This window comes from Streptosporangium sp. NPDC001681 (genome assembly GCF_040298085.1).
Taxonomy (GTDB): domain Bacteria; phylum Actinomycetota; class Actinomycetes; order Streptosporangiales; family Streptosporangiaceae; genus Streptosporangium.
The window spans coordinates 1-26,322 of the sequence record NZ_JBEOZN010000104.1 but is presented as its reverse complement, the minus strand read 5'-3'; the positions used below and the strand labels follow the sequence as shown (position 1 = coordinate 26,322).

Sequence of the window (26,322 nt, the reverse complement as noted above, 5' to 3'; positions counted from 1 at the left end):
AGGGGTGTCCGTGACACGGGTACGCAGGTGGCTGCCGGGGCTGCTGCTGGTCACACCGTCGATCATCGCGATCGCGGTCTTCGTCTACGGCATGCTCGGCTGGAACTTCCAGTTGGCGATGACCGACAAGCACGACGAGGTGTCCGAGGGGAGTTTCGTCGGTCTGGAGAACTTCTTTACCCTCTGGGACCAGAAGCGCTGGGGCATCTCGGTCAACCACGCCATCGTCTTCACCGTGGTCTTCGTGTTCGGGGCGCTGCTGCTCGGCTGGCTGCTGGCGTTCCTGATGGAGAAGGGGATCAGGGGCGAGGGGACCTTCCGGGCGGTCTACCTGTTCCCGATGGCGATCTCCTTCGTGGCGACCGGGGTGGTCTGGCGCTGGCTGATGAACTCCGGTCAGGGCGAGCGGGCGGTCGGGCTGAACCGGCTGTTCGACAGCCTCGGGCTGGAGTTCCTGCAGTGGCAGTGGTTCCGCGATCCCGACTGGGGGATGGCCGCCATGGCCATCCCCGCTATATGGCAAATGTCGGGATATGTCATGGCGTTGTTCCTGGCGGGGTTCCGGGGGGTCCCCGAGGATCTCCGGGAGGCGGCCCGGGTCGACGGGTGCGGCGAGTGGCAGGTCTACCGGCACATCGTGCTGCCGATGCTCCGCCCGGTCACCCTCTCCGCCCTGATCATCCTCGGCCACATCTCGCTCAAGGTCTTCGACCTGATCGTCGCGGTCTCCGGCAAGCAGATCATCACCGACGTGCCCGCCGTCTTCATGTGGGTCGCGGTCTTCGACTCCCACGACCCGGCCAAGGGCGCCACCATCGCGTCGTACATCGTGCTCGCGGTCAGCGTCTTCGTCATTCCCTACCTCGTCTGGACCCTCCGCAGGGAGCGGCGCTCATGACCTCCACCGTGACCGACACCCCCACCGCCCCCGTACGGGACGGGAACCCCGGCGGACGGGCCAGGCGGCGGGCGCGGTTGTCGCGCGGCGTCCGGCTGACGCTGCTGGTCGCCTTCCTCCTCGTCTTCCTGATCCCGATCTACGTGCTGCTGGTCACCAGCTTCAAGCCGCTGACCGAGGCCGATCCCGGCCGGGCCTGGGCGCTGCCCGAGGTGTGGACGGCCGAGCCGTGGCGGGTGGCCTGGGAGAAGCTCGCGCCCGGCATCTGGAACAGCGTGCTGCTGGCCGTACCCGGCTCGCTGATCTCGGCGGTGCTCGGCTCGATGAACGGCTACGTGCTGTCGAAGTGGCGCTTCCCTGGCTCCGACGTGCTGTTCACGCTGTTCCTGTTCGGCATGTTCATCCCGTACCAGGGCGTCATGATCCCGCTGGTGCAGCTGCTGGTGAAGCTCAACGAGGTCACCCTGGCGGTCACCGGAGTGCCGGGTGTCTTCTACGGAGCGATCCCCGGGCTGCTGCTGGCGCACGTGGTCTACGGCATCCCGATCTGCACCCTGATCTTCCGCAACTACTACGTCACCATCCCCGACGAGCTGATCGAGGCGTCCAGGGTGGACGGCGCGGGGATGCTGCGGACCTACTGGTCGGTGGTGCTGCCCGTCTCGGGTCCCGCCTTCGCGGTTGTGATCATCTGGCAGTTCACCTCAATGTGGAACGACTTCCTGTTCGCGGTCTTCCTGACCGGCCCGCAGAGCTGGCCCACCACGGTCATGCTCAACAACATCGCCGGAGCCCAGACCGTCCCCTACAGCCAGCAGATGGCCGCGGCCCTGCTCGCCTCCATCCCCACAATGATCATCTACGTCCTCCTCGGCCGCTTCTTCATGCGCGGCCTCATGGCCGGAGCATTGAAGGGCTGACATCTTGACGATTTTGTGTTAGATATCGTCTCTTTTTCTGGTGTGGAGGCCGTTCGGTCTCTAACGTGCAGGTCATGCTCTCCGCCTCACGGGCTGGTGCGTCGCCTGATGGCAGAGGGACCGCCGTTATCACCGGACTGGTCTGCTATCCCGTCAAGGGATGCGCCGGCGTCTCGATGACCGAGACGCCGCTGACGGTGGCGGGCCTGGCGCACGACCGCAGTTTCATGGTGGTCGGTGACAACGGCGTGTTCCGCAGCCAGCGGCGCGACCCACGGCTCGCCGCCATCCACCCCGAGATCAACGCGGACGGGGATCGGCTCACGCTCCGGCTGCCGGGTTTCGACGCGCTGACCGTCGATGTGGATCTGCTCTCCACCAGGCGCGATGTGGAGCTGTTCGGCACGCCGTACCAGGGGATCGACCAGGGGCGGGCAGCGGCCGAGTGGCTGTCGGAGGTGTTGGGCGCGCCGAGCAGGCTCGTGCGGGTGCCGCCGGAACACCGTCGGGTGACCGACGGCTGGACACCCGGTACGTCCGGCTACGCGGACAGCAGTCCGGTGCATCTCATCTCCGAGGCCACCCTCGCCCTGCTCAACCGGCGACTCACCGAAGGTGGCGGCGTCCCGCTGCCCATGGCCCGGTTCCGCCCCAACATCGTGATCGGCGGGTGGACAGAGCCGCACCGGGAGGACGGGGCCCGGCGGATGCTCGTCGGCGACACCGAACTCGGTTACGCCAAGCTCGCCATCCGATGCGCCGTCACGATGGTCGACCAGGACAGTGGCACCAGAGCGGGGCCGGAGCCCCTGCGCACGCTGGCCACCTACCGCCGCGCACCCGAGGGCGGGGTCGCGTTCGGCGTGAAACTCTCCGTCGTACGGCCCGGCAAGCTCGCCCTGGGCGACGAGGTGAACGTCCAATCCTGGGGCGAGCCGGAACTTCGGTAGTCGTGGCCGCGGCGACTCACCCCGGTCGCCCGTCCCGAGCCGCCGCGAGCACCGCTTCCAGACCGGGCAGCACCACGGCGCGGAACGCCGCGTCCATCTCGGCGGGTGTGGCGACCAGCTCGCCGTCGGCCCACTTCCGCAGCAGCGCCATGAACGCACCGGTGACGCAGGTGACCATCATGTCGAGCGAGGCCGGCGGGGTGGCTTCCCCGGGAAGCGCGGCCAGCAGCTCGTCACGGACGATGGCGGCCATGATCTGTTCTCCACGTGTGCCTACGGCGGTGCCCCCGCGTCGGCCGAGCAGCGCCCGAGCCAGCCGGCGCTGCTCCTGGAGATGTTCGAAAATCGGCAGGCTGAACGCGAACAGGGTCTCCGAGCGTGACTCGGGTGCGAAATGCAGAAGTTCGGAGAGTTCGTCGAGGCTGCTGAACAGCACCTCCTGTTTGTCCGTGAAATGCGCGTAGAAGGTCGAGCGGCCGACATCGGCGCGATTGATGATGTCGGTGACCGTCACCGCCTCATAGCCCTTGCTCAGAATCAGCTCCACCAGTGCCTGCCGGATGAGCCGGCGGGTCCGTCGCACCCGCCGGTCCGAGCTCTCCCGCTCCCGGGTTCCGAACACCTTTCCCACTCCTGTCCGGTTCGGCACGGCCTGGTGAATCTGATTGTTGACCACCCCGCGCTGGTGAACTGACCATTCATAACTAAACAACCTATGCGGAAAAGGGGAAGCGCCATGGGTATCGGAAAATCCCTGCACGACCATTCGAAGCGCGGCGACGGAGGCGGCGTGATCAACTACCCGCGCGCCTATGAGCTCCTGGCCGAGATCGGCTTCGCCGGGCGCCGCCGCAGGGTCTTCTCCCGCCTGGCCGCGCTCACCGGCATCCGGCAGGGGGAGCGGATCCTGGACGTCGGCTGCGGCACGGGCTACCTGACCCGGCTACTCGCGCCTCTCGCGGGCCCCACCGGGCAGGTGACCGGTATCGATCCCTCGGCACCGATGCTCGACCACGCCCGCGAGCGCGCCCCGCACAACTGCTCCTACCAGGTGGGCGAAGGACAGGATCTCCCCTTTCCCGACGCCTCGTTTGACGTCCTGGTCTCAACCGTCGCGGTCCACCACATGCCCTCCTCCGCTCGGAGCCTTGCCGTACAGGAGATGTTCCGGGTCCTGCGGCCTGGTGGCCGGCTGCTGATCGCCGAGTTCCACCCGCCCGCCAACCCCATCGCCGCCCACCTCGTCGGCGTCCTGGTCGGGCCGGCCATGCGGCCCAGCATGCCGGAGCTGCTCGCCGAACTGGTGCCCGGCGCCGGTTTTCAGATCAGGACCACCGGCAGGGTGAAGCCGTTGCTGTACTACGTCGAAGCCGTTCGCCCATCCTGCTGAAGACGCCACCGAACCGATCTTCGCGAGCCCCGGAAGGGCTGAACCGAATGGGTCCGGTCAACGTCTCACGATCATGAGACTGCCGGTCCTGCTGCTTCTTGGCGCGCTGACCGCCTGCGGCGCCCCCGCGACCACGGCTCGAACCCCGGATACCCCGGCAACGGCGTCCGCACCCCCCGCACGGGAGGCACCGGAGGCCTCCAAAGCCTCGGCGATTCCACCGCCGTCCCCGGCCTCGACGGACCCGACACCCGGATCCGCGTGCACTCCGGCGCCCGCCGGAAAGCTGCCCGCCGGAAAGCTGAACCTCAGGCTGCTCCGGCAGACGGCCTTCGACTACGACCCGCTCAACTCCCCGGAGGAACTCGCGGCGAAGGCCCCACTGGTCGTCGCGGGCACCGTCGAGGACTTCCTGCCGGGGCAGATCGTCGAGGAGGGGATCCCCGGTGACCGCACGCACTACGTGCTGATGCCGGTGCGGGTGACCGAGCGGTTCAAGGGACCGGCCGCTCGCCTGGTCCACGTGAAGTTCTATCAGGGGGCGCGAAGAAACGAGAGCCCGGCCCTTTCGGTGGCAGATTTCCGCCGGGCGGTGCCCCGGGGCACCCGGGTCCTGCTGTTCGCTTATCCGGACACCCGCGAGGGAACCGTCATCAAGGACCGCGCCGCGCTCCCGGCTGGAACGCCGATCTACTCGGCCCATCCGCAGGGCGTGCTTCTCGGCCGGGGCCTGACGGTCATCGGCGGCATGGAGGAGATCAACCCGGCCTCCCGCTGGGCCGACCCCTGCGGCCTGGACGGCATCGCCACCCGCCTACGCGCCGCCGGCCACCAAGGACAATGACCACCTCCACCACAAGTGGAGGCTCTCAACGCCGCCCGACTTGCGATGAACGCTTTCCACACCCGTCAGCCGGGGGTCTTCGGACTTCACCGGGTCCTGCGCCGAGGCGTAGGCCTTGATTCGCCGGATCCGGCTGTAAGTGGATCGCGGTCCCGCAGGTGATCCCCACGTAGGAGCCGGCCCGTAGACGCCGAGCCTCACGGCGGGCCACACCGTCTAGCTGCGCGCCCCCTTACCGCTTCAACTGGACAGCGGCCCGGGAGATCTGAGCCACATTTACTACTCACACTAAAATTTTTTAGTATCGTTGAGGTGTTCAACGTATCGGGTGAAGGTGGTTCGCATGTCGCTACGGATGGCTCTGATCACGCTCATCGCCGGGCAGCCGCGTAGTGGCTATGACATCAGCCAAGAGTTCGACGGCGTGTTGAAGTTCGTCTGGCACGCCAAACCCACGCAGGTCTATCCCGAGTTGAGGCGGCTTGCGGCCGACGGCCTCATCAGGGAGCAGGACGGGGGGGCGCGGGGCCGGCGCCCCTACGAGATCACCGAGGAAGGACTGCGGGCGCTGCGGGAGTGGTTGACGACTACCTCCGCGGACCACTCCCAGCGCAACGAGACGGTGCTGCGGTCATTCGCGCTGTGGCTCATCAAGCCGGAGGAGGCCCGGGCTTTCCTCCGGGAGGAGATGGAGTACCACCGGGCGCGATTGCGGGGTATGCGGGCCCTGAGGAAGGGACTCGATCTCAGCCGACCCGCCGACCGGGCGTCCCTGCTCGGCCTCGAAGCCGGCATCCGGCGCCTGGAAGCGATGATCTCCTGGGCGGAATGGGCGATCGATGTCGTGGCGACCTGGCCGGCGGACGCCGACGCCGCGGCCGACGAGAGGGAATCAGGCTGAGGCGCCGCTCCCGGCGCCATCCCGAACACCCCTGACCCCTTTTTCGCCATCCTCACGACCGAGAAAACGAGGAGCACCGCCCATGAACGCGAGCACCACCACAGAGCGGAGCATCACCCTTCAGGACGGCCGGCGAATGGGGTATGCCGTCTTCGGTGACCCTGTCGGACGGCCATGCCTGTTCGTCCATGGCTACTCCTCCTCGCGATGGTCAGCGGGATGGACCTTCTCCAATGCGACTCTGCACCGCCAGGGCGTGCGCCTCATCGCCGTTGACCGGCCGGGGTACGGCCTGTCGACAGCGAATCCGGGAGCCGGTTTCCTGGACTGGGCCCGTGATGCCTCGGCGCTCACCGACCAACTCGGCCTCGACCGCGTTGCCGTCATCGGCGTGTCCATGGGCGCGGGTCCTGCCCTGGCACTCACCGCTACCCACCCCGCCCTTGTCACCAGTACGACGATCCTGGGCGGTATGCCGCCGGTCGCCGTGCGGGAACGGTGGGCCCCCGCCAGTCGTGCGGACGCTTTCTACTGGCGGCTGGCCCGGCGTGCTCCCTGGTTGTTGCGAAGGTTGTGCTCCGCCTCTGCCGCGATGATGGCCACCGCCGCTCGCGGTGACACCGGCAAGCTCATCGGCCGGATCGAGCGAGGGCTTCCCGGTGCGGACCTGCGAATCTTCCGTGAGTTGCTCAACGATGCCGACAACAACGCGAAGGCCGCCTTCATCGCCGATGTCCGTGAAAGCTGCCACCAGGGCGGAGCGGCCATGGCCGACGATCTACGGCAGTACCTGCGGCCCTGGGGGTTCGATCCCGTTGACGTCCGCAGGCCTGTCCACCTGTGGCACGGGCTCGAAGACCCGAAGGTCCCGATCATGCTGGCTCGGCGGCTGGCCGACCTGCTCCCCCAGGGAACGTCAAGGTTCGTGCCTGGCGGCCACTTCGCCTCCTTTGCCCACCGCGACGAGATCATCAGCAGGATCGCGGATGAGTAGGCGGCAGGCCTACGGCCATCGCCCAGTGCCGTTGGACAGACCCGTACGGGAGAAAGGCCTCACGAGGAAGTGCCGAGGGCCGGTGAGCGGCTGACCAGGGAGTCGCCCAGGGGGGTGCGGTGGTAGAGGACGGTGCGGCCGGTGCGGTTGCCGGTGATCAGGCCCGCATTGCGCAGGGCGGCGATGTGGCCGCCCACGGTGCCGAGGCTCAGGCCCAGCAGGGTGACGAGCTGGGTGGTGGTGGCCGGGGTCGCGAGCTCCAGCAGCAGGCGGGTCCTGGTCCTGCCGATCAGGTGGACCAGGCCGTCCGCCGCCTCGGCCGGGATACCGACGCCCCTGGCCGGATAGCTGATCGCGTACGGCCAGTCGTCCTCCAGGTAGGAGCCCATCTTGATGGGGAACACGGTCGGCACGAAGAGCAGCCCGCGCCCGTTGAGCCGGTGGGTCTCGTCCGTGCCCCCGGCCAGCACCTCGATGACACCGTCGGGATGCCACCGGATCCGCGGGGTGAGGTCGTCGAGCGCCGCCGCCCAGCCGTAGGTCGCCAGGCGGCCCGCCCGCTGGATCACGTCCCGCTCCAGGATCGCGTGGAAGCGCGGCCACGCGGGGGAGACGATCTCCTCCCAGATCGCCTGGAGCGCCTCGGTGAAGAGCCGTACGACGTCGGGGGAGAACAGCACCTCCCTGACCGGCGCGGAAGGGCGCGGCATCCCCTCCAGGTTCCTCGTGATCTCGTCGTGCGCCTGCGCCACCGGGGTGGCCCGTACCACCGCGAGCTCCGCCTCGAACGGGGTGTCCACTCCGGTCGGCGGCGGTGCGGGGAAGTCGGCGTTGTAGTGCCGCTCGCGGAAGAGCGCCACCAAAGGGGCCAGTCCCGGCTGCGTGAGCAGCAGTCTCTGGTACGGCTCCCGCATCCGGTCCGCCCACGACCGCCACTGGCCGGCCCCCCTGGCCCTGGACAGGACCCAGAGGGCGTGCTTGGTCACGATGAGCGGGGAGATGGCGAACCTGCTGGCCATGATGTCGTGCGGGGTGACCTCGATGCGATAGACCACTGAGCAACCTTTCGGATATATCCGAAAGATTAGCCAGCGGTCCGGGTGCCGTTCAGCATCGTCTCCATGACCACACAAGAACGCGGCGCGACCTACACGGAGGTCTTCGCGAGCGGTGAGTTCCGCGTCCTGTTCGGAAGCTTCACCCTGCTGGTGGCCGGTGACCAGGTCAAGATGCTGGCCCTGTCGGCGCTGGTCTACGCGCGGACCGGCTCGCCGGGGTTGTCGGCGGCGGCGTACATGCTGGGCTTCCTGCCCTACGCCGTCGGCGCCACCTTCCTGCTCTCGCTGGCCGACCGGCTCCGGCCGCGCGCGCTGATGATCGCGGGGGAGCTGCTGCGGGTGGTGACCTGCCTGCTGATCGCCTTCGCCGGGCTGTCCGTCTGGGCGATGCTCGCCCTGGTCCTGGTCACCGGACTGTTCTCACCGGTCTTCGGGGCCGCGCGGATGGCCCTGCTGCCCGACCTGCTGCCGGGGGACGCGTTCGTGCTGGGCAGGTCGGTGCTGACCGTGACGTCGGCGGGAGCGCAGATCGGCGGGCTGGCCGTGGGCGGCGGCATCCTCGCCGCCACCGGCCCCTCGGGGGCGCTGGCCGTCACCGCCGCGCTGTCCGTGCTGGCCGCCGTGGTGCTCCGCTTCGGCCTGCCCGACTTTCCGGCCAGGGGCGCGGAGGCCGGTGGCCGGGCGGAGGCCGACGCCCCCACCGGTGCGGAGGGCGGCCGCCCTGCCGGTGATGGCGCTGTGTGGGACGGCGGTTCTCCCGCGTCTCCCACCGGGGAGGCGGAACGCGGGGGCGTACGCACCGAGCAGGCGAGAGGCAGGGGCGCCGTCCGGGAGACCCTGCGGGTCAACCGGGCGCTGCTGGCGGATACGCGGATACGCGGCCTGCTTCTCGCACAGTGGCTGCCGGTGGCGTTCGTGACGGGTGGCGAGGCGATGCTGGTCCCCTATCTGGGGAGCACCGCCGGGTACGCGCTCGCCGCGGCCTCCGCGGGCCTGGCGGTGGGAAGCTTCGTCGTCGGCCGGCTGGTCTCGCCCTCGGGCAGGGAGCGGCTGGCGTTTCCCATGGCGGTGGCGTCGGGCCTTCCGCTGCTGGTGTTCGCCTTCCAGCCGGGGCTCGGGGGAGCAGCGCTGCTCGTATTGCTCGCCACGGTGGCGTCGACCGCCTACGAGCTCGGGTTGCAGCGGTGGTTCGTGGAGGCGGTGCCCGAGCCGGTCAGGGGGCAGGCGTTCGGCCTGGCCTCGGCCGGGATGATGTCCGGACAGGCGCTCGGCGCGGCCCTGGTGGGCGTGGCCGCCGAGCTGACCTCCCCGCACATGGCGATCGTCCTGGCGGGGGCCACGGTCGTCTGCTGCTCACTCGCCCTGCACCGCTCCCTGCGGCCGGAGCCCTCCTGACCGGACTTCCTCCTACGATCGGGGAGAATGGAGAACATCTCACCTAGCGTTAGGAGATCACCTACGTTGTCCCGGAAGCGCGAAGTCCCCCTGGCGGGCGGAGACCGTCCCGGTCTGCGGGCCGACTGTGCGAACTGCTTCGGGCTGTGCTGTGTCGCGCTGCCCTTCGCCGCCTCGGCCGATTTCGCGATCGACAAGGACGCGGGGAAGCCGTGCGTGAACCTGCGGGCGGACTTCCGCTGCGGCATCCACGCGAACCTCCGCGAGCGGGGTTTTCCCGGCTGCACCGTCTTCGACTGCTTCGGCGCGGGGCAGCAGGTCTCCCAGGTCACCTTCGGCGGGCAGGACTGGCGGCAGGCTCCGGGCACCGCCAGGCAGATGTTCGAGGTGTTTCCCGTCATGCGGCAGCTCCACGAGCTGCTCTGGTACCTGACCGAGGCACTGGCGCTGCCGCAGGCCCGCCCCATCCACGATGATCTCCGTCACGCGCTGGACGACACCGAGCGCCTCACCCGTGGCAGTGCCGAAACGCTCGTGGAAACGGACGTGGCGACGGTCCGTCAGGGCGTCAACGCCCTGCTGCTCCGCACCAGCGAGCTGGTACGGGCCGAGGTACCCGGCCGCAAGAAGAACCACCGGGGAGCCGATCTGATCGGGGCCAGGCTCAAGGGTGCCAACCTGCGCGGGGCCAACCTGCGCGGGGCCTACCTCATCGCGGCCGACCTGCGAAACGCCGACCTGCGTACGGCCGACCTCATCGGGGTGGACTTCCGTGACGCCGACCTGCGCGGTGCCGACCTCACCGGGAGCATCTTCCTCACCCAGGCCCAGGTCAACGCGGCCAGGGGAGACGCCGCGACCACGCTGCCCGCCGCGCTCACCCGCCCCGCGCACTGGTAGCGCTCCGGGTTCAACGACCCTGGTGGGCCTCGCGGGCGTCGAGCAGCGCGGGCAGGTGCGCCTCGGCCCATTCGCAGCAGGCGGCCATGGGCTTGAGGAGCGTGGTTCCAAGCGGAGCCAGTTCGTACTCGACTCGTGGGGGGATCTCGGCGTAGGCGGTGCGTGTGATCAATCCGTCGCGCTCCATCGCCCGCAGTGACTCGGTGAGGACCTTTGGCGTGATGCCGCGCAGGGGCACCTGCAGTTCGGAGAACCGTCGAGGGCCCGCCTCCAGGCACCGGATGATCTTCCCTGTCCATTTGTCGCCGATCCGGACCGGGGAGGTGACGTGTGCGCATCCGCGGAACATGTCGGGATCAAGTGGCTCGCTCACGTCGGCAAGCGTACGTAACTATCGTTGCGGAAACCAAGGGGGCGCCCAATAGTGTCCGTGGCATCGGCCACCGATTCAGGTCGGCCTTGTCGAACGGAGCGTCGTCTCATGAGCAGGATCGTTGTCTTCGGTGCCGGTGGGCGTGCGGGTCGACGTGTGGTCGCCGAGGCCGTTACCCGTGGTCACCAGGTCACGGCGGTAGTGCGGGATCCGGCCAGGTACCAGGACCTGGCAGGTGACGGCGTGGTACTGGCCGCCGGTGATGTCACCAGCGCGGACAGCATCGCGGCGGTGGCAGCGGGGCACGACGCGGCGATCAGCGCCGCCGCCCGGCTCGACATGTCGTCAGCGGAGTTCTTCACGGGCGCGGCCCATGCCCTGCTCGATGGCCTGGCACGGTCCGGGGTGGTCCGGCTTCTGCTGATCGGGATCGGCACCACGCTGGAGATCGCGCCTGGGGTGCCCGTCCATGACGCGCCCGATTTTCCGGCGGAGGGCCGTGCGTTCTCCCTCGGGCATGCGGCGGAACTCGACGTGCTCCGTGCGGCGGACACGGAGATCGACTGGCTGGTCCTCGCCCCGCCGCCGGTCGTCCTCGACAATGACGCGCCACGCACCGGCCGGTACCGGATCGGTGGTGGCCAGGTTCTGCCGGCCGATGACGACGCCGCCACGTTCTCCTACGCCGACCTGGCGGTCGCGCTTGTGGACGAGGTCGAGACGGCGAAGCACCACCGCATGCTGGCGGCGGTAGCCCACTGATTGCGGCAACGTCGGGGCATCCTGTCATCGGCGGTGGTTCGACGGTCACGCAAGGCCGTCGACGAGGTGCCGCGAGCTCGCCCCCTTCAGCGCCGAGAAGCCGACAGCCAGGTGAGACGCCGAGCCCACCGGCTCTGGTGGCGCCTCATCCGGGGAGCTCTCCCGAGCCCCGGGGAATGAGCCGGGTCGGCAGCTCGACCCGCTCGGGGGTGCCCTGTTCGCCCGACATGCGGCGGAACAGCAGCTCGGCGGCGGTCCTGCCGAGTCGCACCGGGTCCTGGGCCACCACGGTCACGCCGGGGACCAGCAGGTCGGCCAGCTCGAAGTCGTCGAAGCCCACCAGGGCCGGCCGGTGTCCGGTACGCAGCACGGCCACGGTGATCCGGCCGTTGCCGGTGAACACCGCGGTGGGCGGGGCGTCGCCGGAGAGCATCCGGTTCAACGCGGGACCCGCCTGCTCGGCCGGGCCGGTCGCGACCAGTGACGGGTCGAAGGACAGGCCCGCCTCGCGGAGGGCGCGGCGGTAGCCGTGCAGCCGCTCGCCCGAGGTGAAGATGGACGCGCTGTCGCCGATGAAGGCGATGCGGCGATGACCGTGCCGGATCAGGTGGCTCACCCCCGCGTACGCGCCGCCCGCGTTGTCGCAGAGCACGGTGTCGGCGTCCAGCCCTCCCGGCCGGTCGGCGAAGACGGCGGCGATGCCCGCGTCGAGTTCGGGCCGCAGGTAGTCGTGGTCGGTCCCGGCGGGCACGATGACCAGGCCGTCGACCCTGCGCGAGCAGAAGGCGAGGATCAGTTCCCGCTCGCGCCGGGGGTCCTCCCCCGAGGAGCCGCTGAGCACCAGCGAGCCGTGCCGGAGCGCCACGTCCTCGACCGCGCGGCTGAGCCCCGAGTAGAAGGGGTCGGCCACGTCCTCGATCACCAGGCCGATGGTCGCGGTCCTGCCCCGGCGCAGCACCCGGGCGCTCTCGTTGCGCCGGTAGCCGAGCCGCTCGATGGCGGCCGTTACCCGTCCGGCCGTGGCGGGGTTGACCCCCGGCTCCTCGTTGACGACCCGGGAGACGGTCTTCAGCGCCACCCCGGCCGCCTCCGCGACGTCCTTCATGGTGGGACGGCCTCGCACACTCTCTGTCACGACTCGATCATCGCCCATGCACAGCGTACTGACAACGTTGTCAACGGTGATCGGGTGAACTCGCGTCCGAGCCGTCGTCCGTTGCGGGCGGGCCGTGGGGTCCGGCCACGTCCGGACCTTACGTCCGGACCCCACGCCCGGATCAGGAGGCGGCGGCCCGTACCGCGTCGGCCGGCGGTGTGCCGGGCCGGCCGATCAGGCGGCTGAGATCGTCGCCGGGGGTGTCGAGGTCGCCACGCGCGATGGCCCCGTCCAGGCCGGCGACGAAGTGGGCGGTGCCCTCGTCGAGACCGGCGGACTGGAGGACGCCGGCCAGCTCGGGGACCGTGACGTCGCGGTACACGACCTTCGTCCCGGTCACCTCGGTGATCGTCGTGGCGAGTTCCGCCAGCGTGAACGGCGTGCCGCCCAGCTCGTAGACGGCGTTGTCATGGCCCTCGCCGGTCAGCGCGGCGGCAGCGGCGGCGGCGTAGTCGGCCCGGGTGGCGGCGGAGATCCGCCCGTCGCCGGCGGCGCCGAGGATCTCGCCGCGCTCAAGGTACCGGTCGAGCTGGCCGGTGTAGTTCTCGGTGTACCAGCTGTTGCGCAGCAGGGTGAACGGGACGCCGGACTCGCGCAGCACGATCTCGGTGGCCTTGTGCTCCGCGGCGAGGGAGAGTTCGGAGCTGTCCGCGCGCAGGATGCTGGTGTAGGCGATGCGCGCGACTCCGGCGGCCCTGGCGGCCTCGATCACGGCCGTGTGCTGGGGCACCCGCCGGCCGACCTCGTTGCCCGAGATGAGCAGCAGGTTGGTGACGTCCCGCAGCGCGGCGGGCAGCGTCTCGGGCCGGGAGTAGTCGCCCTCGCGCACCACGACGCCCCTGGCGGCGAGGTCGGCGGCCTTGGACGGGGTGCGGGCGATGGCGACGACGTCGGAGGCGGGGACGCCCTTGGCGAGCAGCGCGTCGATGACGAGACGGCCGAGAGGGCCGGTGGCGCCGGTGATGGCATAGGTGGTCATGATCTCTCCTGGGGTCGCTCGTGATTACCAGTCGGCAGTACTAACTTTTATACAGTACTGGTTATTTTATGAACTCTGTACCCTTGGGGTATGCCGAACGTGTGTGCCCCCGATCCCGACACCGGTGAACCCACCGACGAGCTCGTCAGCGACGTGTTCGCCCGCGACTGCACCTCCCGGGCGGCGCTGGAGGATGTGGCCGGCAAGTGGGGAATCCTCGCGCTGCTCGCCCTCGGCGAGTCCGGTTACCGGTTCAACGCCCTGCGGCGACGGGTGGCGGGCGTGAGCGAGAAGATGCTGGCGCAGACCCTGCAGACCCTTGAGCGAGACGGCATGGTCACCCGAGAGGTGCTGACGGTGATACCCGCCCGGGTGGAGTACTCCCTGACCCCGCTCGGCGCCCGCGTCGCCGCGCGTCTGCGCGGTCTCGCCGATCTACTCGAAGGCTCCGTGGACGAGATCGGTGCGGCGCGCGAGGCGTACGACAGCCGCCAGGCGTGACCGCGGGCGGGAACGGCTCAGGAGGACTCTCTCCAGGAGGCCCGGGTGGTGCCTCCCGCGGTCCCGGCCGCGTGCAGGTCGGCCTCGACGCGGGCCGCCGCCGCGAGCAGCGGCGGCAGCAGGTCGCGGCGGGCGGACTCGGGGGTGGTACGGCTCGCGTGGGAGGAGATGTTCATCGCGGCGGCCACCCGGCCGGAGCGATCGCGGATCGGCACGGCGATCGAGCGCAGTCCCTCCTCCAGCTCCTGGTCGACCATCGCCCAGCCCTGGGAGCGGACCCGCTCCAGCTCGGCTCGGAGCGCCTCGGAGGTCGTGACGGTCTTCGGGGTGAACCTGCGCAGTGCGGCACGTTCCAGGTAGGCGGCCAGCTCGTCCAGGGGCAGCCAGGCGAGCAGCACCCGGCCCATCGAGGTGCAGTGGGCCGGGAAGCGGGTGCCGATGTTGATGGTCACCCGCATGATCCGGGTGGTGGCCACCCGGGCCACGTAGACGACGTCCTCGCCGTCGAGCACGGCCACCGACGCAGACTCGTGCACCTCGGCGACCAGCCGTTCGAGGTGCGGCTCGGCCATCTCGGGCAGGGAGAGGCCGGACAGGTAGGCGTACCCGAGGTCCAGGACGCGGGGGGAGAGCGCGAACAGCCGCCCGTCGGTCCTGACGTAGCCGAGGTCGACGAGGGTCAGCAGGAACCGGCGGGCCGCCGCCCTGGTCAGGCCGGTCGCGCGGGCGACCTCGCTGAGCGTCAGCTCGGGGCTCGTCGCGCTGAACGCCTTGATCACCGAGAGTCCGCGCGCCAGCGACTGCACGTGGTCGGAGCCGCGGTCAACCGGTTCGATCATCGCCGTCCTCCTCGTTCCGATCGAACTCTAGCGCCGCCCGTGCCACCGCGAACGCCCGGTTCGCGGCGGGTACGCCCGCGTAGATCGCGGTCTGCAGCAGCACCTCCTTGATCTCCTCCTCGGTGAGACCGACGCGGAGCGCGGCCCGCACGTGCATGGCCAGCTCGTGCTCCTGCCCGAGCGTGGCCAGCATGGCGAGGGTGATGCAGCTGCGGGTGCGCCGGTCCAGGCCGGGACGGGTCCAGATCTCCCCCCAGGCGTACCTGGTGATGAACTCCTGGAAGTCGGCGGTGAACGGGGTGGCGCTCGCGGTGGCGCGGTCCACGTGCTCGTCACCGAGTACGGCCCGGCGCGTCGCGTCCCCGGCCTCCCACCCGCTCATGTCCCTGCTCTCCTCCGCGCTCATGTCCCTGGTTCCTCTCCTGCTCGTCCGCCGGTCTTCCCCGCGCTCACGTGCCGGGTTCCGCGAGGTTCCGGTGGGCGGCGAGCGCCCGGTCGACGAAGGTGAAGGCGGAGCCCAGGGCACCCGCCGGGTCGAGGGCCGCGTCGACCTCCTCGGCGGTCAGGGGGACACCGGGATCGGCGAGCAGGACCTCCCGCAGCGCCAGGCCCCCGGCGGCGGCGCGGGCGCAGGCGGCGTCCACCAGCCGCCGGTCCTGCGGGGTGCCGCCGAGCCGGACGACCACCTGCTCGGCCATCAGCAACCCCCGGGTCGCGTCGAGGTTGGCGCGCATCCTGGCGGTGTCCACGGTCAGGCCCTCCAGCACCTCGCGCAGCCAGGAGGCTGCGCTGCCGGTGAGCCGGAGCAGCTCGCCCAGCGTCTCCCACTCGGCCTGCCAGGGCCCGGCCGCGCGCTCGTGCTCGGCGACCATGCCGCCGAGGAGGGAGGCGACCAGCCCGGGTACGCGCTGGACGCAGGCGAGTACCGACATCGAACCCACCGGGTTCCGCTTGTGCGGCATCGCGCTGGAGGTGCCCCGCCCGGGTCCGGTGGGCTCGGCGACCTCCGCCACCTCGGTCTGGGCCAGCAGCTTCACATCGTTCGCGATCTTGCCGAGCGTCCCCGTGGCGGTGCCGAGCGCGCAGGCGAGCCGGACGACCGGGGTCCGGTCGGTGTGCCAGGGAATGACCGGTTCGGCCAGCCCGAGCTCGGCCGCGAGCAGCGGCGGCACCTCGTGGCCCCGCTCGCCGAGGACCGACAGGGTGCCCGCCGCCCCGCCGTACTGGGCCGGCAGCGGCACCCGCGCCAGCTCGGTCCGGGAGCGGTCCAGCGCGCTCAGCCAGCCCGCCGCCTTCAGCCCGAACGTGACCGGTACGGCGTGCTGGCCGACCGTACGCCCGGCCATGACGCTGCCGCGGTGCTCGGACGCCAGCCGCGCGCACGCCCCGGCGCAGGCGGACAGGTCGGCCAGGACGGGGGCCAGGGCGCGGCGGGAGAGCAGCATCGCCGCGGTGTCGTTGATGTCCTGGCTGGTGGCGCCGTAGTGCACGAACCGCCGCAGGCCGGGCTCGATCCGCGCCCGCAGGGCGGCGACCAGGCCGATGACGGGGTTGCCGCTCCGGGCCGCCTCGGCGCCCAGTTCGGCGAGGTCATAGAGCTCGGGACGGCAGGCCGCGGCCACCGCCGGGGGCACCTCGGCGGGGACCAGCCCGATCCCGGCCTGCGCGGTCGCCAGCGCGGACTCGACGTCCAGCATGGCGGCCAGCCACGCGACGTCCGACACCTGCGCGGCGGCCCCGCCCCTGGCGAACATCCCGGAGAACAGCCCGGTGGCGACGGGAGAGGTCATGGTCACCTCCGGATGGCTCGAACGTTGGTCACGGCGGATCGGGAGCCGGTTTCCCCGGGGACGGCGCCGCCCCGGAGAGGCGACCTACCCGGCGCCGCACCCTTCACGGCTTTTTGCCGGTGAGCACGCGGAGGGCGGCGAGCTCCTCGGGGGTCGGGGGCGTGGTCTCGCGGAGGCCGGGGGCGGCGGCCAGCGCCCAGCCGGTGGCGGCACGGGCCTCGTCGAGGGTGACGCCAGGGTGCAGGTGGGTGAGGACCAGCTCGCAGGTGTCCGGGTCGGGCTCCAGGATGCCCAGGTCGGTGATGACCGTGCGGGGGCCGCTGCCGCGCAGGCCGAGGCGCTCGCGGTCGCCGGGCCCCGAGCCGAAGCCCACGGAGGTCACGAAGTCCACCCGGTCGACGAACGTGCGGCGGCTCTGCCGCACGACCACCGTCACCTCGCGGCAGGAGGCGGCGATCTCGGGGGCCCCGCCCGCGCCGGGCAGCCGGACCTTCGGGTCGTCGTAGGGGCCGATCACCGTCGTGTTGATGTTGGCGAACCGGTCGATCTGGGCGGCGCCCAGGAATCCGACGTCGATCCGGCCCGGCTGGAGCCAGTAGTTGAAGATCTCCGGCACGCTGACGACGGCGTCGGCGGTGTCGGCCAGCACGCCGTCCCCGATCGACAGGGGCGGCCGGTCGGGCTTGGCGCCGATGGTGCCGGACTCGTAGACGAGGACCAGGTCGGGGGCGTGCGTCCGGCGGGCGAGGTTGGCGGCGACGCTGGGCAGGCCGATGCCGACGAAGCACGAGCCGCCGTCCCGCAGCCGCCGGGCCGCGGCCACGGTCATCATCTCGTCGGAGGTGTAGCCGGCGCTGTGGGAGGGGGCGGTCGTCAAAGTACGTGCTCTCTCATCCAGGCCGCGAAGGTCTCCCGGTCGCGGCTGATCTCGTCCCAGGCGAGGTAGAAGTCGTTGTCGCGGCTGGAGTACCCGGCGCTGTAGGAGGGGTGGGAGCCGCCGGGGGCCTCGGAGACGTAGGTGATCGCCCAGCCGGGCAGCACGATCGCGCCGGGGCGCGGCTCCAGCTCGTCGACGACCTCCTCCACGGTGACCAGCGAGCGGCGGGCGGCCAGGACCGCCTCCTTCTGCACGCCGGTGATGCCCCAGAGCTGCACGTTGCCCCGCCGGTCGGCGCGCTGCGCGTGGATCACGGCGACGTCCGGGTTGATCGCGGGGACCGCGGTCAGCTCCTCGCCGGTGAACGGGCAGGTGATCGGCCTGATGTTGGCGGTCCTGCCGGGCAGGTCGGTGCCCCGGTAACCGCGCAGCACCGCGAAGGGCAGCCCGGAGGCCCCGGCGACGTAGGCGTTCGCGATGCCTGCGTGGCTGTGCTCCTCGATCTCCAGGGGGCCTGGCCAGCGGTTCTGCACCGCGTCGCGGAAGCGGTGCAGCGAGCCCACCCCGGGGTTGCCGCCCCAGGAGAAGACCAGCCTGCCGGCACAGCCCATCCCGATCATCTGGTCGTAGATCAGGTCGGGGGTCATCCTGATCAGGGTGAGATCGCGGCGCCCCTGCCTGATGATCTCGTGCCCGGCCGCGTAGGGGATGAGGTGGGTGAAGCCCTCCATCGCCACGCTGTCGCCGTCGTGCACGAGATCGGCCACCGCCTCGGCGAGCGGAACCACCGTGGCCATCGCGCCCCCTTAACGCATGTTCGGTATGCGAACGAATGTTCTTTCAGTGAACATACTGACTCACCGTCCGGATGGTCAAACCGGTGGCCATCGTTATCGGTGAGCCACCGCGTTGCCGTGGCGGCTTCATCGGTGCGTGCCCGGCACGGGTGCCGGGCACTACCCCTCGAAGCGCTTCACCAAGCGGGCTGTGGGAAGGTTGGCCAATGGTCGAGCGGGGGGTCGGTGTGTCGCGGGTGTCGTGGGTGGTGCTCATCGCGGGCTTCGTGCTCGCCTCGCTCAACCTGCGGCCCGCGCTGGCGAGCGTCTCCCCGGTGCTGGACGAGATCATGGGCGACCTCGGGCTGAGCGCCGCCGGAGGAGGAGCGATCACCACGGCCATGGTGGTCTGCCTAGGCGTGCTGGGCCCGCTCGCCCCGCTGCTCGCCCGCCGCTTCGGCCTGGACCGCACGCTCATGGCCGGGCTGCTGATCCTGGCCGCCGGGGTGATGCTGCGCAGCGCGGGAAGCGTCCCCGCGCTCTACGCGGGAGCGGCCGTCGCCGGCATGGCCATCGCCGTCATGAACGTCGCGATGCCCGGCGTGGTCAAGCAGCACTTCCCCTCGCGAGTCGGCCTGTTCACCGGGATCTACGTCTCCGGACTGGTGCTGGGCGCCGCCGCGGCGTCCGGGCTGATGATCCCGCTGGAGCGTGCCACCGGGTACGGCTGGCGCGAGGTGACCGCGATGACCGCGATCCCGGCGCTGGCCGCCGCGGTGTTCTGGCTGCCCCAGGCGCTGCGCCGCCCCGCCCGCTCCGAGGTCGCGCCCAGACCGTTCGCACAGCTGCTCCGCACCCGGATGACCTGGTACGTCACCGTCTACATGGGCCTGCAGTCGCTGACCTTCTACGTCATGCTGGCCTGGCTACCGACGATCTTCAAGGACGCGGGACTCCCCGCCGACCAGGCCGGATACCTGCTCAGCCTCACCAACCTGGCCCAGGTGGCGGCCACGTTCACGGTCCCGATCCTCGCCGGGCGCGCGCGGTCGCAGGTGCCGTACGTCACCGCCGCGACCCTCCTCACGGTGGCCGGATACCTCGGTGTGCTGTTCGCCCCGGCCACCCTCCCGTGGCTCTGGATGATCGTCCTCGGTGTGGGGCAGGGCGCCTCGATCGCGCTGGCCCTGCTCATCATCGCGCTCCGCGCCCCCGACCCGGTCTCGGTGACCGCGCTCTCGGCCGTCGCCCAGTCCGTCGGGTATGTGCTGGCCGCGCTCGGGCCGCTCCTGGTCGGCGCGCTCCACCAGTTCTCCGGTGGCTGGACGCTGCCGCTGCTGGCCGGGCTCGGCGCGTGCGGCCTGCAACTGGCGGCCGGGTTCCTGGCGGGGCGACCGGTCACGCAGGCCGGTACGGGCGCCCCGCCGGGAACCCGGCCGGCCGAGGATTCCCCCTCCCTGGCCTGACCGGCGTCCCCGGGACCCGTTTCTTGGCACTCAGGCCGCGCCGTTTCGTGCTCTGCCGCCTCCGGGGCTCCTCAACCTTTGTGATCCACTGTCTATCTGACCCGCTTCCTTTGCGCGTCGTTACTCAACAAGTCATCTGACTCTCCTACGGTCCTCGGCATGATCCGTAGGTTTCAGGCCGCGGTGCTGTCGGCCCTCGTGACCGGTACCGTCGCCTTCGTGTTGCCACAATCCGAACCCGCGATCGCCGAGCCCCGTGTCCGCGAACCCATCGTCATCGGCCACCGGGGCGCCAGTGCGCACCGGCCCGAGCACACCCTGCTCTCCTACGAGGCCGCCATCGCGCTCGGCGCCGACTACATCGAGCCCGACCTGGTCGCGACCAAGGACCACGTGCTGGTCGCCAGGCACGAGAACGAGATCGGCGCCACCACGGACGTCGAGAACCATCCCGAGTTCGCGGACCGCCGGACCACCAAGACCGTCAACGGCAGGTCCATCACCGGCTGGTTCACCGAGGACTTCACGCTCGCCGAGCTGAAGACCCTCAGGGCCGAGGAGCGCATCCCCGACCTGCGCCCGGGGAACACCGTCTTCAACGGCCTCGCGGAGATCCCCACCTTCGACGAGGTGGTCGAGCTGGCACGGCGGCACGGGGTCGGGGTCTACCCGGAGACCAAGAGCCCGAGCTACTTCGACTCCATCGGCCTCTCCCTGGAGGAGCCACTGCTGGAGGTGCTCGGCAGGCACGGCTGGAGCGGGAGCGGCGCCCCGGTCTTCATCCAGTCCTTCGAGACCGCCAACCTGCGCGAACTGAGCAAGATGACGGAGCTGCCGCTGATCCAGCTGATCACCGCCGGCGGCGCCCCGCAGGACTGGATCGCGGCCGGAGACCCGCGCACCTACGACGCCATGGTCACCCCCGCGGGGCTGCGTGAGGTGGCCGGTTACGCGGACGGCGTCGGCGTCGACACCCGGCGGATCGTGCCGGCGGGACCCGACGGCCGCCTGCTGCCGCCCACCACGTTCATCCGGGACGCCCACGAGGCGGGACTGAAGGTGCACGCCTGGACCGTCAGGAACGAGAACTCACACCTTCCGCTGGACTTCCGGCTGGGCAACCCGGCCAGCCCGGCCTTCCCCCGGGCCACCGGCGACGTGATGGGCTGGCTGGAGAGGCTCTACCGGCTCGGCCTGGACGGCGTCTTCGCCGACGACCCGGGCATGGCCAGGGCGGTGCGGGAGCGGGTGTTCTGACCCGATCCACATCGGTCCGTCACCGGTCGGCCGGTGACGGACCGTGTCATCGGCCTCAGGCGACCTCGACCATCTGCTCGACGTCGTCCAGCGGGCGCAGCTCGTCGGCGTAGCTGACCGAGACGCGGCGCATCACGCCGCTGTCGCTGATCGAGTACTGGCCCAGGCGCCAGAGCGGCGGCGAGTAGGCGTGGATCGAGACGCTGCCGTGCACCGCGCCGTTCAGCCGGTGGATGTGGTCGGGGCCGAAGGAGAAGGACTCGCCCTGGGAGATCGCGGTCTCCAGGTGCTCGCCGCCGATCCGGGGGTTGCACTCCAGAAGCGTCCCGGCCACCACCCGGACCGCGCCGGAGGAGGTGTCGTGGTCGTGCCAGCCGGTGTCGTCCTCGGGCCGCCAGCACAGCAGCCAGATGTCGACGTGGGAGTCACGGTAGAGGGAGGCGTAGTGGCGGCCCCCCTCCTCGGGGAACTCGACCTGGTCCTCCCACCGGGAGGGGTCGGCGGCCAGCTCGTTGACCAGGTCGAGCAGCTCGCGCCGGTCGAGGACGCGGGCGGGCAGGGCTTCGTAGCTCATCAGGACTCACCGCCGGACGGCTTGGAGCCGCGGCTGTCCACTCGCCTGGCGATCTCGCCGTTCGGGGCCGTCGTCGCCGGGAGCGCACAGCTCTCACGGCCCTGGGACTGGTTCACTAACGCGACTCCTTTCGATCCAGTAGACGGTTGGGATTGGTGACCGCGATGGCGTGCCAGGCGGCGTCGCCGAGTCCCGGGTCCGGGGCGGCGGCATAGGGCTGGTCGGAACCGCTGACCACGACGTCGACGCCGAGCTCGCGGATGATCGCGTCGATGGCGCGCGGGCCGTAGGAGGAGGTCTCCAGGAAGATGCCGGGGTCGACCTGCCCCCGGCCCTCCCCGCCGCGGTTGGCCAGGCGCTCGGAGTGGAGCGGGGCCAGCCCGGCGAGCAGTGAGAAGCAGACCCGCAGGCGGGGGTGGCGGGCCCGGCCGAAGGCGGCGAAGGCGTACCAGGCGGCGTGCATCTGCTGCACGTACGGCACGACGGCGGGCCACCAGCCGGGCACCCCGGCCCCCTCGGGTTCCTCGGCCTCGGGGGCGGGGCCGGGGTGCACGAAGAGCGGCAGGTCGCGCTCGGTGAGCGCGTCGAGCAGCGGGGCGACCCTGGCCAGGCCCGCGGCGTCGCGCACGGCGGTCGCGGGCAGCTGGAGCCCGGCGAACCTCCGCCCCGCATGCCGGGTGTCGAGGCTTCTGGCGAGCCTGTCCGGATCGATCTCGCTGAGGCAGGTCGCCGCCCAGGCGCCGAACGGCGCGGGCAGGGCGAGGGCATCCTCGTGGTAGGCGTCGATGATCGGCCAGGCGTCCTCGGGCGGTAGCGATTCGATGCCGAGCGGGCTGGACAGCGACACCAGGGCGAGGGCGAGGTCCGAGTTCAGCGCGAGGCGCGCGGCGAGGTCGTGGTCCGCGGGGTTGACCTCGTAGGGGGGCTCGCCGTCCGTGTGGAGGGTCCAGCCGTCGAGGCGGGGGGCGGCCGTGCGGCGCCTGAGCGCGTCGACGAATGCGGGCGTCCACAGATGCTGGTGAACGTCGACGGTCACAACCGTCCTCCTCCCGGCCTATCGAGGTATTCCCTACCTACAATATAGGTAACCGCTCTCACCATGGTACATCCAACAGTGACACGGTTCAGTGAACCGTTTCAGTGAACCGTTTCACCTACTATTGTGTCAATACCTCCGGAAAGATGTGATTCGCTGTGGAGCGCGCTCCCAGAGGTCCCGAGGAATAGGCTGGTCCGATGCCCCAGCCTCGGAAACGAGCGACCATACGTGAGGTGGCGAAGGCCACCGGCCTGTCACCCGCCGCCGTCTCGTACGCGCTGCGCGGCATGCAGGTCTCGGAGGAGACCATCGAGCGGGTGCGCCGGGCCGCGGCCGAGCTCGGCTACGAGGCCGATCCCATCGCCCGCGCGCTGGCCAGCGGCAGAACCGGCATGATCGGCCTGCTCTGCGGCTCGCTGGAGGATCTCTGGCAGCAGGCACTGGCCGTCGGTATCGGCCGCGCGCTCAAGGACAACGACCGCTACGCCCTGATCCTGGACGCCGCGGGCGACCCCGCCAGGGAGCACACGCTCGCCAGGCAGCTCCGCGACCAGCGGGTGGACGCGCTGATCGTGCAGCCGGTCGACCCCGCGGCACCGCTCTGGGCCGAGCTGTGCGAGGGGCTGCCGGTGGTGTCGATCGGTGACGCGCTGGCCGGCGCGCGCGCCGCGGGCGAGGTCGTCTTCGACAACAGGGCCGGGGTGACCCTGGCCCTGGAACACCTGCGCGAGCGGGGGCACCGGCGCCTGGCCGTCCTCACCTCGACCAGGGCCAGCACCCCCGACAGGCCCGCCGACGTGCACGTCATGGCCGAGGCCGGGCGGCTGGATCTGGACATCGAGCTGGTCACCGCCCCGCAGTCGCCGGCATCCGCCACCAGGGTCGCCGGCGAGATGCTCGACGCCGGGCACCGGGCGTTCTTCTGCTTCGCCGACTCGATCGCCTACGGCGTCTACGCGGCCTCGGCCGAACGGGGGCTGGTCATCCCGTCGGAGGTGTCGGTGATGGGCTACGACGACCACCCCATGTCGGGTCTGCTCACCCCCGGCCTGACCACCGTCGACTGGGACATCGACGGCATCGTCCGCGCCGCCGTCCGGATGGTGGTGGCCGCCGCCGACGGCAACCCGCGCCGCCGCCGCATCGTCCAGGCCCCCCAGCTCCACGAGCGCGGCTCGGTCGGCTGACCGGCGGGGAGTCAGCGAACGGCGAGGCCGGGCAGGAGCCCGCGTGCCACGTCGAGGTCGGTGTCCAGCGGGCGGTCGTCCAGCGCGGGATCGAGGGGCAGGTCGCAGGGGACGCCACGCAGGCGCAGGGTCCGTACGGAGGCCACCAGCTCGCAGGCCAGGACGATCTCCAGCGGCTCGACGGCGGCGAGCGCGGAGCGGGCCGCCTGCGGGGTGAAGCTCGCGTGGTCCTCGGTCCCCAGGGAGAGCACGGCGCCCCCCAGGGTGACGGGGGCGGCCAGATGGCGCAGCTCGGCCAGGGCGGAGTGCGCGACGTATTCGAGGATCATCACCCCGGAGCCGCCGGGGCGCTCGGCGAGGAAGGGGAGCAGCCCCGTGTGGGCCGGGTCGTTCAGGGTGGCGAGCCTGGCGGCGCTCACCGTCGCGGTCTGCACGAGCGCGGCCCGCAGGGCGTCGAGGGCGAGCGCGACCCGTGCCGAGTGGAAGTTGCCGTTGTGCCAGGCCCGGCCGTCGGCGATCAACGGGTTCTCCGGGGCCGCGTTCATCTCCTCGGCGACGGTCCGCTCCGCGTGGCGAAGAGCGTCGAGTGCGGCCCCGTGGACCTGTGGGAAGGCACGGTAGCCGTACGGGTCCTGCACGCGGCGCGGGCTGGTGGCGCCGACCAGGTCGCGCAGCTCGGCCGCGACCGAGGTCTGCTCGGGGCCGCGCTGCACGACGGGGGAGAGCGGTTCCAGTGAGGCCTCGACGGCCAGGAAGGAGCGGGCCGCGACCGCGGTGGCGGCGGACAGCAGGACTCCCAGGCGATGGCAGGCCAGTGCCGCGTCCGCCAGGGTCGCCGCACCCGAGCTGATGAACGGCAGCGCGTCACCGGCGGCGAGCGCGAACCGGGGTACGGGCTCGTCGGCCCGCGTTCCGGCGGGGGGCCCGGTCTGTGCGCCCTCGGTCTGTGCGCTCCTGGAGGGAGGTCTCCAGGCAAGCTCGCCCACCAGGCAGAGCGCGGTGGTGGCCAGGGCGGTGAGGTCGCCGGTGCCGATGGCGCCGTAGGTGCGGATCGGCGGGGTCAGGCCCCGGTTGACGGCGGCGGCGAGTACCGGCAGGAGTGCGGGGTCGACCCCCGAGCCGCCGGCGAGCAGCTGGTTGAGGCGGACGACGAGGGTGGCGCGGGCACGGAACTCCTCGATCCGCGGTCCCGCACCGCCCGCGTGGCTGCGGAGCAGGTCGAGACCGGCGGCCTCGGTCTCCACGTCCTTGTTGGCGCCCACACCGGTGGTCCGGCCGTACACCGGCCCTTCGAGCAGGGCGGCCGTCCGCCATGCCGCCCGCGCGCGGGCCGTGGAGCCCAGCGCGACCCCGGAGCCGTGAGCCGCCCGATCGACCTGCTCGCAGGTCAGGTGGGCGCCGTCAAGGAGGACGACCATCGGCTCAGTCGCCGACGATCGCGTCGAGGATCAGGTCGAGGATCCAGCTGACCAGGCCGATGACGATCGCGCCCCAGAACGCGGGCCAGAAGCCCTCCACGTGGAAGGGCAGGCTGAGCTCCTTGGCGATCCAGCTGGTCAGCAGGAGCAGTCCGGCGTTGACGACCAGGGCGAACAGGCCCAGCGTGAGGATGTAGAAGGCGCAGCCGAGCGTCTTGATGATGGGCTTGAGAACGGTGTTGACGATCCCGAACACCAGGGCGACGGCGAGGAGCGTGCCGATCTCCTTGACGGGGGTCTGCGCGGACACCGTGATGCCGTCCACGAGCCGGGTCGCCGCCCACAGGGCGGCGGCCACCACCAGTATTTTGATGATTATCTTCACGTTTGGGCATCCTCGCATGGATGGTCGGGCGGGCGGCAGATCTGCAGCCCGAGGCGGATATATAAGGACACTAGACACTTTGCTGGTCGGCTGAGCGCCTGCTGATCCGATCGATACCGAGCGCCACGGGCACGGCGACCATGGCGGCCGGGGCGGCGGACCGCGTCCCGGCATCCGTGCAAAGTTTCGCATCCATGACCAGATGCGGTCACGAAAGTGGCGAGATCTTGTCAGGTGCGTCGCCGCCTCGCGAGGAGGACCGCTACCGGATGGGAAAGTCCCAGATGAGAAGCGCGAATCGCCGAGGGGGGCCTCATCATGTCGGACGACCGACCATCCAGCGGCCGATCAGGAGATCAGTCCACCGGAGGCGGGACGGAACCCGGAAGCCGGCCCGTCCCCAAGCCGGGCCCGAGGCCCGATCCCGCCCCTAAACCCGGCCCGGCTCCCAAACCCGGCCCCGTCCCCAAGCCGGGCCCCGGGGCCGGCCCAGGTTCGGCTCCCAAGCCTGGCCCTGGCCCCAAGCCGGGCCCCAAGCCCGGTCCCGGATCCGGCCCCGGCCCGGCTCCCAAGCCCGGCCCCGTCCCCAAGCCGGGCCCCGGGGCCGGCCCAGGTTCGGCTCCCAAGCCTGCCCCTGGCCCTGGCCCCAAGCCCGGTCCCGGATCCGGCCCCGGCCCGGGGGCCGCGGTGGGG

The 26,322-nt window shown here is 71.0% G+C and carries 28 protein-coding genes; 14 read left to right on the top strand and 14 right to left on the bottom strand.

The window, feature by feature from the left end; all coding sequences use genetic code 11:
* The first annotated feature begins 10 nt into the window (after nt 1-10).
* From ABT130_RS34935 to ABT130_RS34925, 3 genes are all read left to right on the top strand, one after another.
* Entirely contained in the window at nt 11-898 is an 888-nt protein-coding gene (locus tag ABT130_RS34935) for a carbohydrate ABC transporter permease (RefSeq protein WP_350912106.1), read from the top strand.
* Nucleotides 895-1,818, top strand: a complete 924-nt coding sequence (locus ABT130_RS34930) for a carbohydrate ABC transporter permease (protein ID WP_350962853.1) — start codon at nt 895-897, stop codon at nt 1,816-1,818. Before ABT130_RS34935 ends, ABT130_RS34930 begins: the two co-directional genes overlap by 4 nt.
* 74 nt (nt 1,819-1,892) lie before the next feature.
* Complete coding sequence (locus ABT130_RS34925) at nt 1,893-2,768, top strand: MOSC domain-containing protein (protein WP_350962850.1); 876 nt, start codon at nt 1,893-1,895, stop codon at nt 2,766-2,768.
* A gap of 16 nt (nt 2,769-2,784) precedes the next feature.
* Here ABT130_RS34925 and ABT130_RS34920 read toward each other — a convergent pair whose 3' ends face one another.
* Nucleotides 2,785-3,315 carry a TetR/AcrR family transcriptional regulator gene (locus ABT130_RS34920; protein WP_350912112.1) on the bottom strand — a complete coding sequence of 177 codons (531 nt, stop codon included), beginning with the start codon at nt 3,313-3,315 and terminating at the stop codon, nt 2,785-2,787.
* A 189-nt stretch (nt 3,316-3,504) separates the two neighbouring features.
* Between ABT130_RS34920 and ABT130_RS34915 the strand changes: the two genes are divergently transcribed.
* The 4 genes from ABT130_RS34915 (at nt 3,505) to ABT130_RS34900 (ending at nt 6,897) form a co-directional block, all read left to right on the top strand.
* On the top strand, nt 3,505-4,158 hold the full coding sequence (locus ABT130_RS34915; RefSeq protein ID WP_350962847.1) for a class I SAM-dependent methyltransferase: 654 nt from the start codon (nt 3,505-3,507) through the stop codon (nt 4,156-4,158).
* A gap of 73 nt (nt 4,159-4,231) precedes the next feature.
* A complete protein-coding gene (locus tag ABT130_RS34910) occupies nt 4,232-5,002 on the top strand; it encodes a hypothetical protein (RefSeq protein ID WP_350962844.1) in 771 nt (256 codons plus the stop codon).
* Nucleotides 5,003-5,345: 343 nt separating this feature from the next.
* Nucleotides 5,346-5,903 carry a PadR family transcriptional regulator gene (locus tag ABT130_RS34905; protein ID WP_350912118.1) on the top strand — a complete coding sequence of 186 codons (558 nt, stop codon included), beginning with the start codon at nt 5,346-5,348 and terminating at the stop codon, nt 5,901-5,903.
* A gap of 82 nt (nt 5,904-5,985) precedes the next feature.
* A complete protein-coding gene (locus ABT130_RS34900; RefSeq protein ID WP_350962841.1) occupies nt 5,986-6,897 on the top strand; it encodes an alpha/beta fold hydrolase in 912 nt (303 codons plus the stop codon).
* 59 nt (nt 6,898-6,956) lie between these two features.
* On the opposite strand, the gene ABT130_RS34895 is transcribed toward ABT130_RS34900, so the two are convergent.
* A complete protein-coding gene (locus ABT130_RS34895) occupies nt 6,957-7,952 on the bottom strand; it encodes an ArsR/SmtB family transcription factor (protein ID WP_350962838.1) in 996 nt (331 codons plus the stop codon).
* A 66-nt stretch (nt 7,953-8,018) separates the two neighbouring features.
* On the opposite strand from ABT130_RS34895, the gene ABT130_RS34890 reads away from it, so the two are divergent.
* A complete protein-coding gene (locus tag ABT130_RS34890; RefSeq protein WP_350962835.1) occupies nt 8,019-9,350 on the top strand; it encodes an MFS transporter in 1,332 nt (443 codons plus the stop codon).
* Between the two features lie 66 nt (nt 9,351-9,416).
* Nucleotides 9,417-10,250, top strand: a complete 834-nt coding sequence (locus ABT130_RS34885; protein WP_350962832.1) for a pentapeptide repeat-containing protein — start codon at nt 9,417-9,419, stop codon at nt 10,248-10,250.
* A 10-nt stretch (nt 10,251-10,260) separates the two neighbouring features.
* Here ABT130_RS34885 and ABT130_RS34880 read toward each other — a convergent pair whose 3' ends face one another.
* Nucleotides 10,261-10,623, bottom strand: coding sequence for a winged helix-turn-helix transcriptional regulator (locus tag ABT130_RS34880; protein WP_350912128.1), 363 nt, complete (start codon nt 10,621-10,623; stop codon nt 10,261-10,263).
* A gap of 108 nt (nt 10,624-10,731) precedes the next feature.
* On the opposite strand from ABT130_RS34880, the gene ABT130_RS34875 reads away from it, so the two are divergent.
* Complete coding sequence (locus tag ABT130_RS34875) at nt 10,732-11,385, top strand: NAD(P)-dependent oxidoreductase (protein ID WP_350962829.1); 654 nt, start codon at nt 10,732-10,734, stop codon at nt 11,383-11,385.
* Between the two features lie 145 nt (nt 11,386-11,530).
* Here ABT130_RS34875 and ABT130_RS34870 read toward each other — a convergent pair whose 3' ends face one another.
* Together ABT130_RS34870 and ABT130_RS34865 are read right to left on the bottom strand one after the other, a co-directional pair.
* A complete protein-coding gene (locus tag ABT130_RS34870) occupies nt 11,531-12,520 on the bottom strand; it encodes a LacI family DNA-binding transcriptional regulator (RefSeq protein WP_451934920.1) in 990 nt (329 codons plus the stop codon).
* A gap of 142 nt (nt 12,521-12,662) precedes the next feature.
* Complete coding sequence (locus ABT130_RS34865) at nt 12,663-13,520, bottom strand: SDR family oxidoreductase (protein ID WP_350962826.1); 858 nt, start codon at nt 13,518-13,520, stop codon at nt 12,663-12,665.
* Between the two features lie 90 nt (nt 13,521-13,610).
* Here ABT130_RS34865 and ABT130_RS34860 point away from each other — a divergent pair, with 90 nt between their 5' ends.
* Nucleotides 13,611-14,021, top strand: coding sequence for a winged helix-turn-helix transcriptional regulator (locus tag ABT130_RS34860; RefSeq protein WP_350962825.1), 411 nt, complete (start codon nt 13,611-13,613; stop codon nt 14,019-14,021).
* Between the two features lie 17 nt (nt 14,022-14,038).
* On the opposite strand, the gene ABT130_RS34855 is transcribed toward ABT130_RS34860, so the two are convergent.
* The 5 genes from ABT130_RS34855 to ABT130_RS34835 all read right to left on the bottom strand — a co-directional run bounded on the left by ABT130_RS34855 (nt 14,039) and on the right by ABT130_RS34835 (nt 18,324).
* Complete coding sequence (locus ABT130_RS34855) at nt 14,039-14,860, bottom strand: IclR family transcriptional regulator domain-containing protein (protein WP_350962822.1); 822 nt, start codon at nt 14,858-14,860, stop codon at nt 14,039-14,041.
* Complete coding sequence (gene pcaC, locus ABT130_RS34850; protein WP_350912140.1) at nt 14,844-15,266, bottom strand: 4-carboxymuconolactone decarboxylase; 423 nt, start codon at nt 15,264-15,266, stop codon at nt 14,844-14,846. The genes ABT130_RS34855 and pcaC overlap by 17 nt, the downstream gene beginning before the upstream one ends.
* 43 nt (nt 15,267-15,309) lie before the next feature.
* Complete coding sequence (gene pcaB, locus ABT130_RS34845) at nt 15,310-16,650, bottom strand: 3-carboxy-cis,cis-muconate cycloisomerase (protein WP_350962820.1); 1,341 nt, start codon at nt 16,648-16,650, stop codon at nt 15,310-15,312.
* A 103-nt stretch (nt 16,651-16,753) separates the two neighbouring features.
* The gene (locus tag ABT130_RS34840) at nt 16,754-17,482 is read right to left on the bottom strand and encodes a CoA-transferase subunit beta (protein ID WP_350962860.1); all 729 of its coding nucleotides are present in this window, start codon (nt 17,480-17,482) and stop codon (nt 16,754-16,756) included.
* A gap of 41 nt (nt 17,483-17,523) precedes the next feature.
* A complete protein-coding gene (locus tag ABT130_RS34835) occupies nt 17,524-18,324 on the bottom strand; it encodes a CoA transferase subunit A (protein ID WP_350962817.1) in 801 nt (266 codons plus the stop codon).
* A 206-nt stretch (nt 18,325-18,530) separates the two neighbouring features.
* Here ABT130_RS34835 and ABT130_RS34830 point away from each other — a divergent pair, with 206 nt between their 5' ends.
* Together ABT130_RS34830 and ABT130_RS34825 are read left to right on the top strand one after the other, a co-directional pair.
* Entirely contained in the window at nt 18,531-19,769 is a 1,239-nt protein-coding gene (locus ABT130_RS34830; protein WP_350962815.1) for a CynX/NimT family MFS transporter, read from the top strand.
* Between the two features lie 159 nt (nt 19,770-19,928).
* Nucleotides 19,929-21,026 carry a glycerophosphodiester phosphodiesterase gene (locus tag ABT130_RS34825; protein ID WP_350962812.1) on the top strand — a complete coding sequence of 366 codons (1,098 nt, stop codon included), beginning with the start codon at nt 19,929-19,931 and terminating at the stop codon, nt 21,024-21,026.
* A 55-nt stretch (nt 21,027-21,081) separates the two neighbouring features.
* Here the strand turns inward: ABT130_RS34825 and ABT130_RS34820 are convergent, their stop codons facing one another.
* Both ABT130_RS34820 and ABT130_RS34815 read right to left on the bottom strand, forming a co-directional pair.
* Nucleotides 21,082-21,600, bottom strand: coding sequence for a cysteine dioxygenase (locus tag ABT130_RS34820; RefSeq protein WP_350912168.1), 519 nt, complete (start codon nt 21,598-21,600; stop codon nt 21,082-21,084).
* Between the two features lie 115 nt (nt 21,601-21,715).
* Nucleotides 21,716-22,636 (bottom strand): amidohydrolase family protein, encoded by a 921-nt coding sequence (locus ABT130_RS34815; RefSeq protein WP_350912170.1) that lies wholly within the window; start codon nt 22,634-22,636, stop codon nt 21,716-21,718.
* Nucleotides 22,637-22,872: 236 nt separating this feature from the next.
* Here ABT130_RS34815 and ABT130_RS34810 point away from each other — a divergent pair, with 236 nt between their 5' ends.
* Nucleotides 22,873-23,826, top strand: coding sequence for a LacI family DNA-binding transcriptional regulator (locus tag ABT130_RS34810; protein WP_350962810.1), 954 nt, complete (start codon nt 22,873-22,875; stop codon nt 23,824-23,826).
* Nucleotides 23,827-23,837: 11 nt separating this feature from the next.
* On the opposite strand, the gene ABT130_RS34805 is transcribed toward ABT130_RS34810, so the two are convergent.
* Both ABT130_RS34805 and ABT130_RS34800 read right to left on the bottom strand, forming a co-directional pair.
* A complete protein-coding gene (locus ABT130_RS34805) occupies nt 23,838-25,244 on the bottom strand; it encodes an aromatic amino acid lyase (RefSeq protein WP_350962807.1) in 1,407 nt (468 codons plus the stop codon).
* Between the two features lie 4 nt (nt 25,245-25,248).
* Nucleotides 25,249-25,629 (bottom strand): phage holin family protein, encoded by a 381-nt coding sequence (locus ABT130_RS34800; RefSeq protein ID WP_350962804.1) that lies wholly within the window; start codon nt 25,627-25,629, stop codon nt 25,249-25,251.
* Nucleotides 25,630-26,322 lie beyond the last annotated feature (693 nt).

Bases quoted from the DNA above. Each gene is read 5' to 3' on its own strand.
- ABT130_RS34900 (WP_350962841.1), top strand. From the start codon at position 5,986: ATGAACGCGAGCACCACCACAGAGCGGAGCATCACCCTTCAGGACGGC.
- ABT130_RS34890 (WP_350962835.1), top strand. From the start codon at position 8,019: ATGACCACACAAGAACGCGGCGCGACCTACACGGAGGTCTTCGCGAGC.
- pcaB (WP_350962820.1), bottom strand. From the start codon at position 16,650: ATGACCTCTCCCGTCGCCACCGGGCTGTTCTCCGGGATGTTCGCCAGG.
- ABT130_RS34925 (WP_350962850.1), top strand. From the start codon at position 1,893: ATGCTCTCCGCCTCACGGGCTGGTGCGTCGCCTGATGGCAGAGGGACC.
- ABT130_RS34805 (WP_350962807.1), bottom strand. From the start codon at position 25,244: ATGGTCGTCCTCCTTGACGGCGCCCACCTGACCTGCGAGCAGGTCGAT.
- ABT130_RS34915 (WP_350962847.1), top strand. From the start codon at position 3,505: ATGGGTATCGGAAAATCCCTGCACGACCATTCGAAGCGCGGCGACGGA.
- ABT130_RS34860 (WP_350962825.1), top strand. From the start codon at position 13,611: ATGCCGAACGTGTGTGCCCCCGATCCCGACACCGGTGAACCCACCGAC.
- ABT130_RS34840 (WP_350962860.1), bottom strand. From the start codon at position 17,482: ATGATGACCGTGGCCGCGGCCCGGCGGCTGCGGGACGGCGGCTCGTGC.
- ABT130_RS34875 (WP_350962829.1), top strand. From the start codon at position 10,732: ATGAGCAGGATCGTTGTCTTCGGTGCCGGTGGGCGTGCGGGTCGACGT.
- pcaC (WP_350912140.1), bottom strand. From the start codon at position 15,266: ATGAGCGCGGAGGAGAGCAGGGACATGAGCGGGTGGGAGGCCGGGGAC.
- ABT130_RS34820 (WP_350912168.1), bottom strand. From the start codon at position 21,600: ATGAGCTACGAAGCCCTGCCCGCCCGCGTCCTCGACCGGCGCGAGCTG.
- ABT130_RS34825 (WP_350962812.1), top strand. From the start codon at position 19,929: ATGATCCGTAGGTTTCAGGCCGCGGTGCTGTCGGCCCTCGTGACCGGT.
- ABT130_RS34865 (WP_350962826.1), bottom strand. From the start codon at position 13,520: ATGACCACCTATGCCATCACCGGCGCCACCGGCCCTCTCGGCCGTCTC.
- ABT130_RS34910 (WP_350962844.1), top strand. From the start codon at position 4,232: ATGAGACTGCCGGTCCTGCTGCTTCTTGGCGCGCTGACCGCCTGCGGC.
- ABT130_RS34835 (WP_350962817.1), bottom strand. From the start codon at position 18,324: ATGGCCACGGTGGTTCCGCTCGCCGAGGCGGTGGCCGATCTCGTGCAC.
- ABT130_RS34855 (WP_350962822.1), bottom strand. From the start codon at position 14,860: ATGATCGAACCGGTTGACCGCGGCTCCGACCACGTGCAGTCGCTGGCG.
- ABT130_RS34905 (WP_350912118.1), top strand. From the start codon at position 5,346: ATGTCGCTACGGATGGCTCTGATCACGCTCATCGCCGGGCAGCCGCGT.
- ABT130_RS34830 (WP_350962815.1), top strand. From the start codon at position 18,531: ATGGTCGAGCGGGGGGTCGGTGTGTCGCGGGTGTCGTGGGTGGTGCTC.
- ABT130_RS34930 (WP_350962853.1), top strand. From the start codon at position 895: ATGACCTCCACCGTGACCGACACCCCCACCGCCCCCGTACGGGACGGG.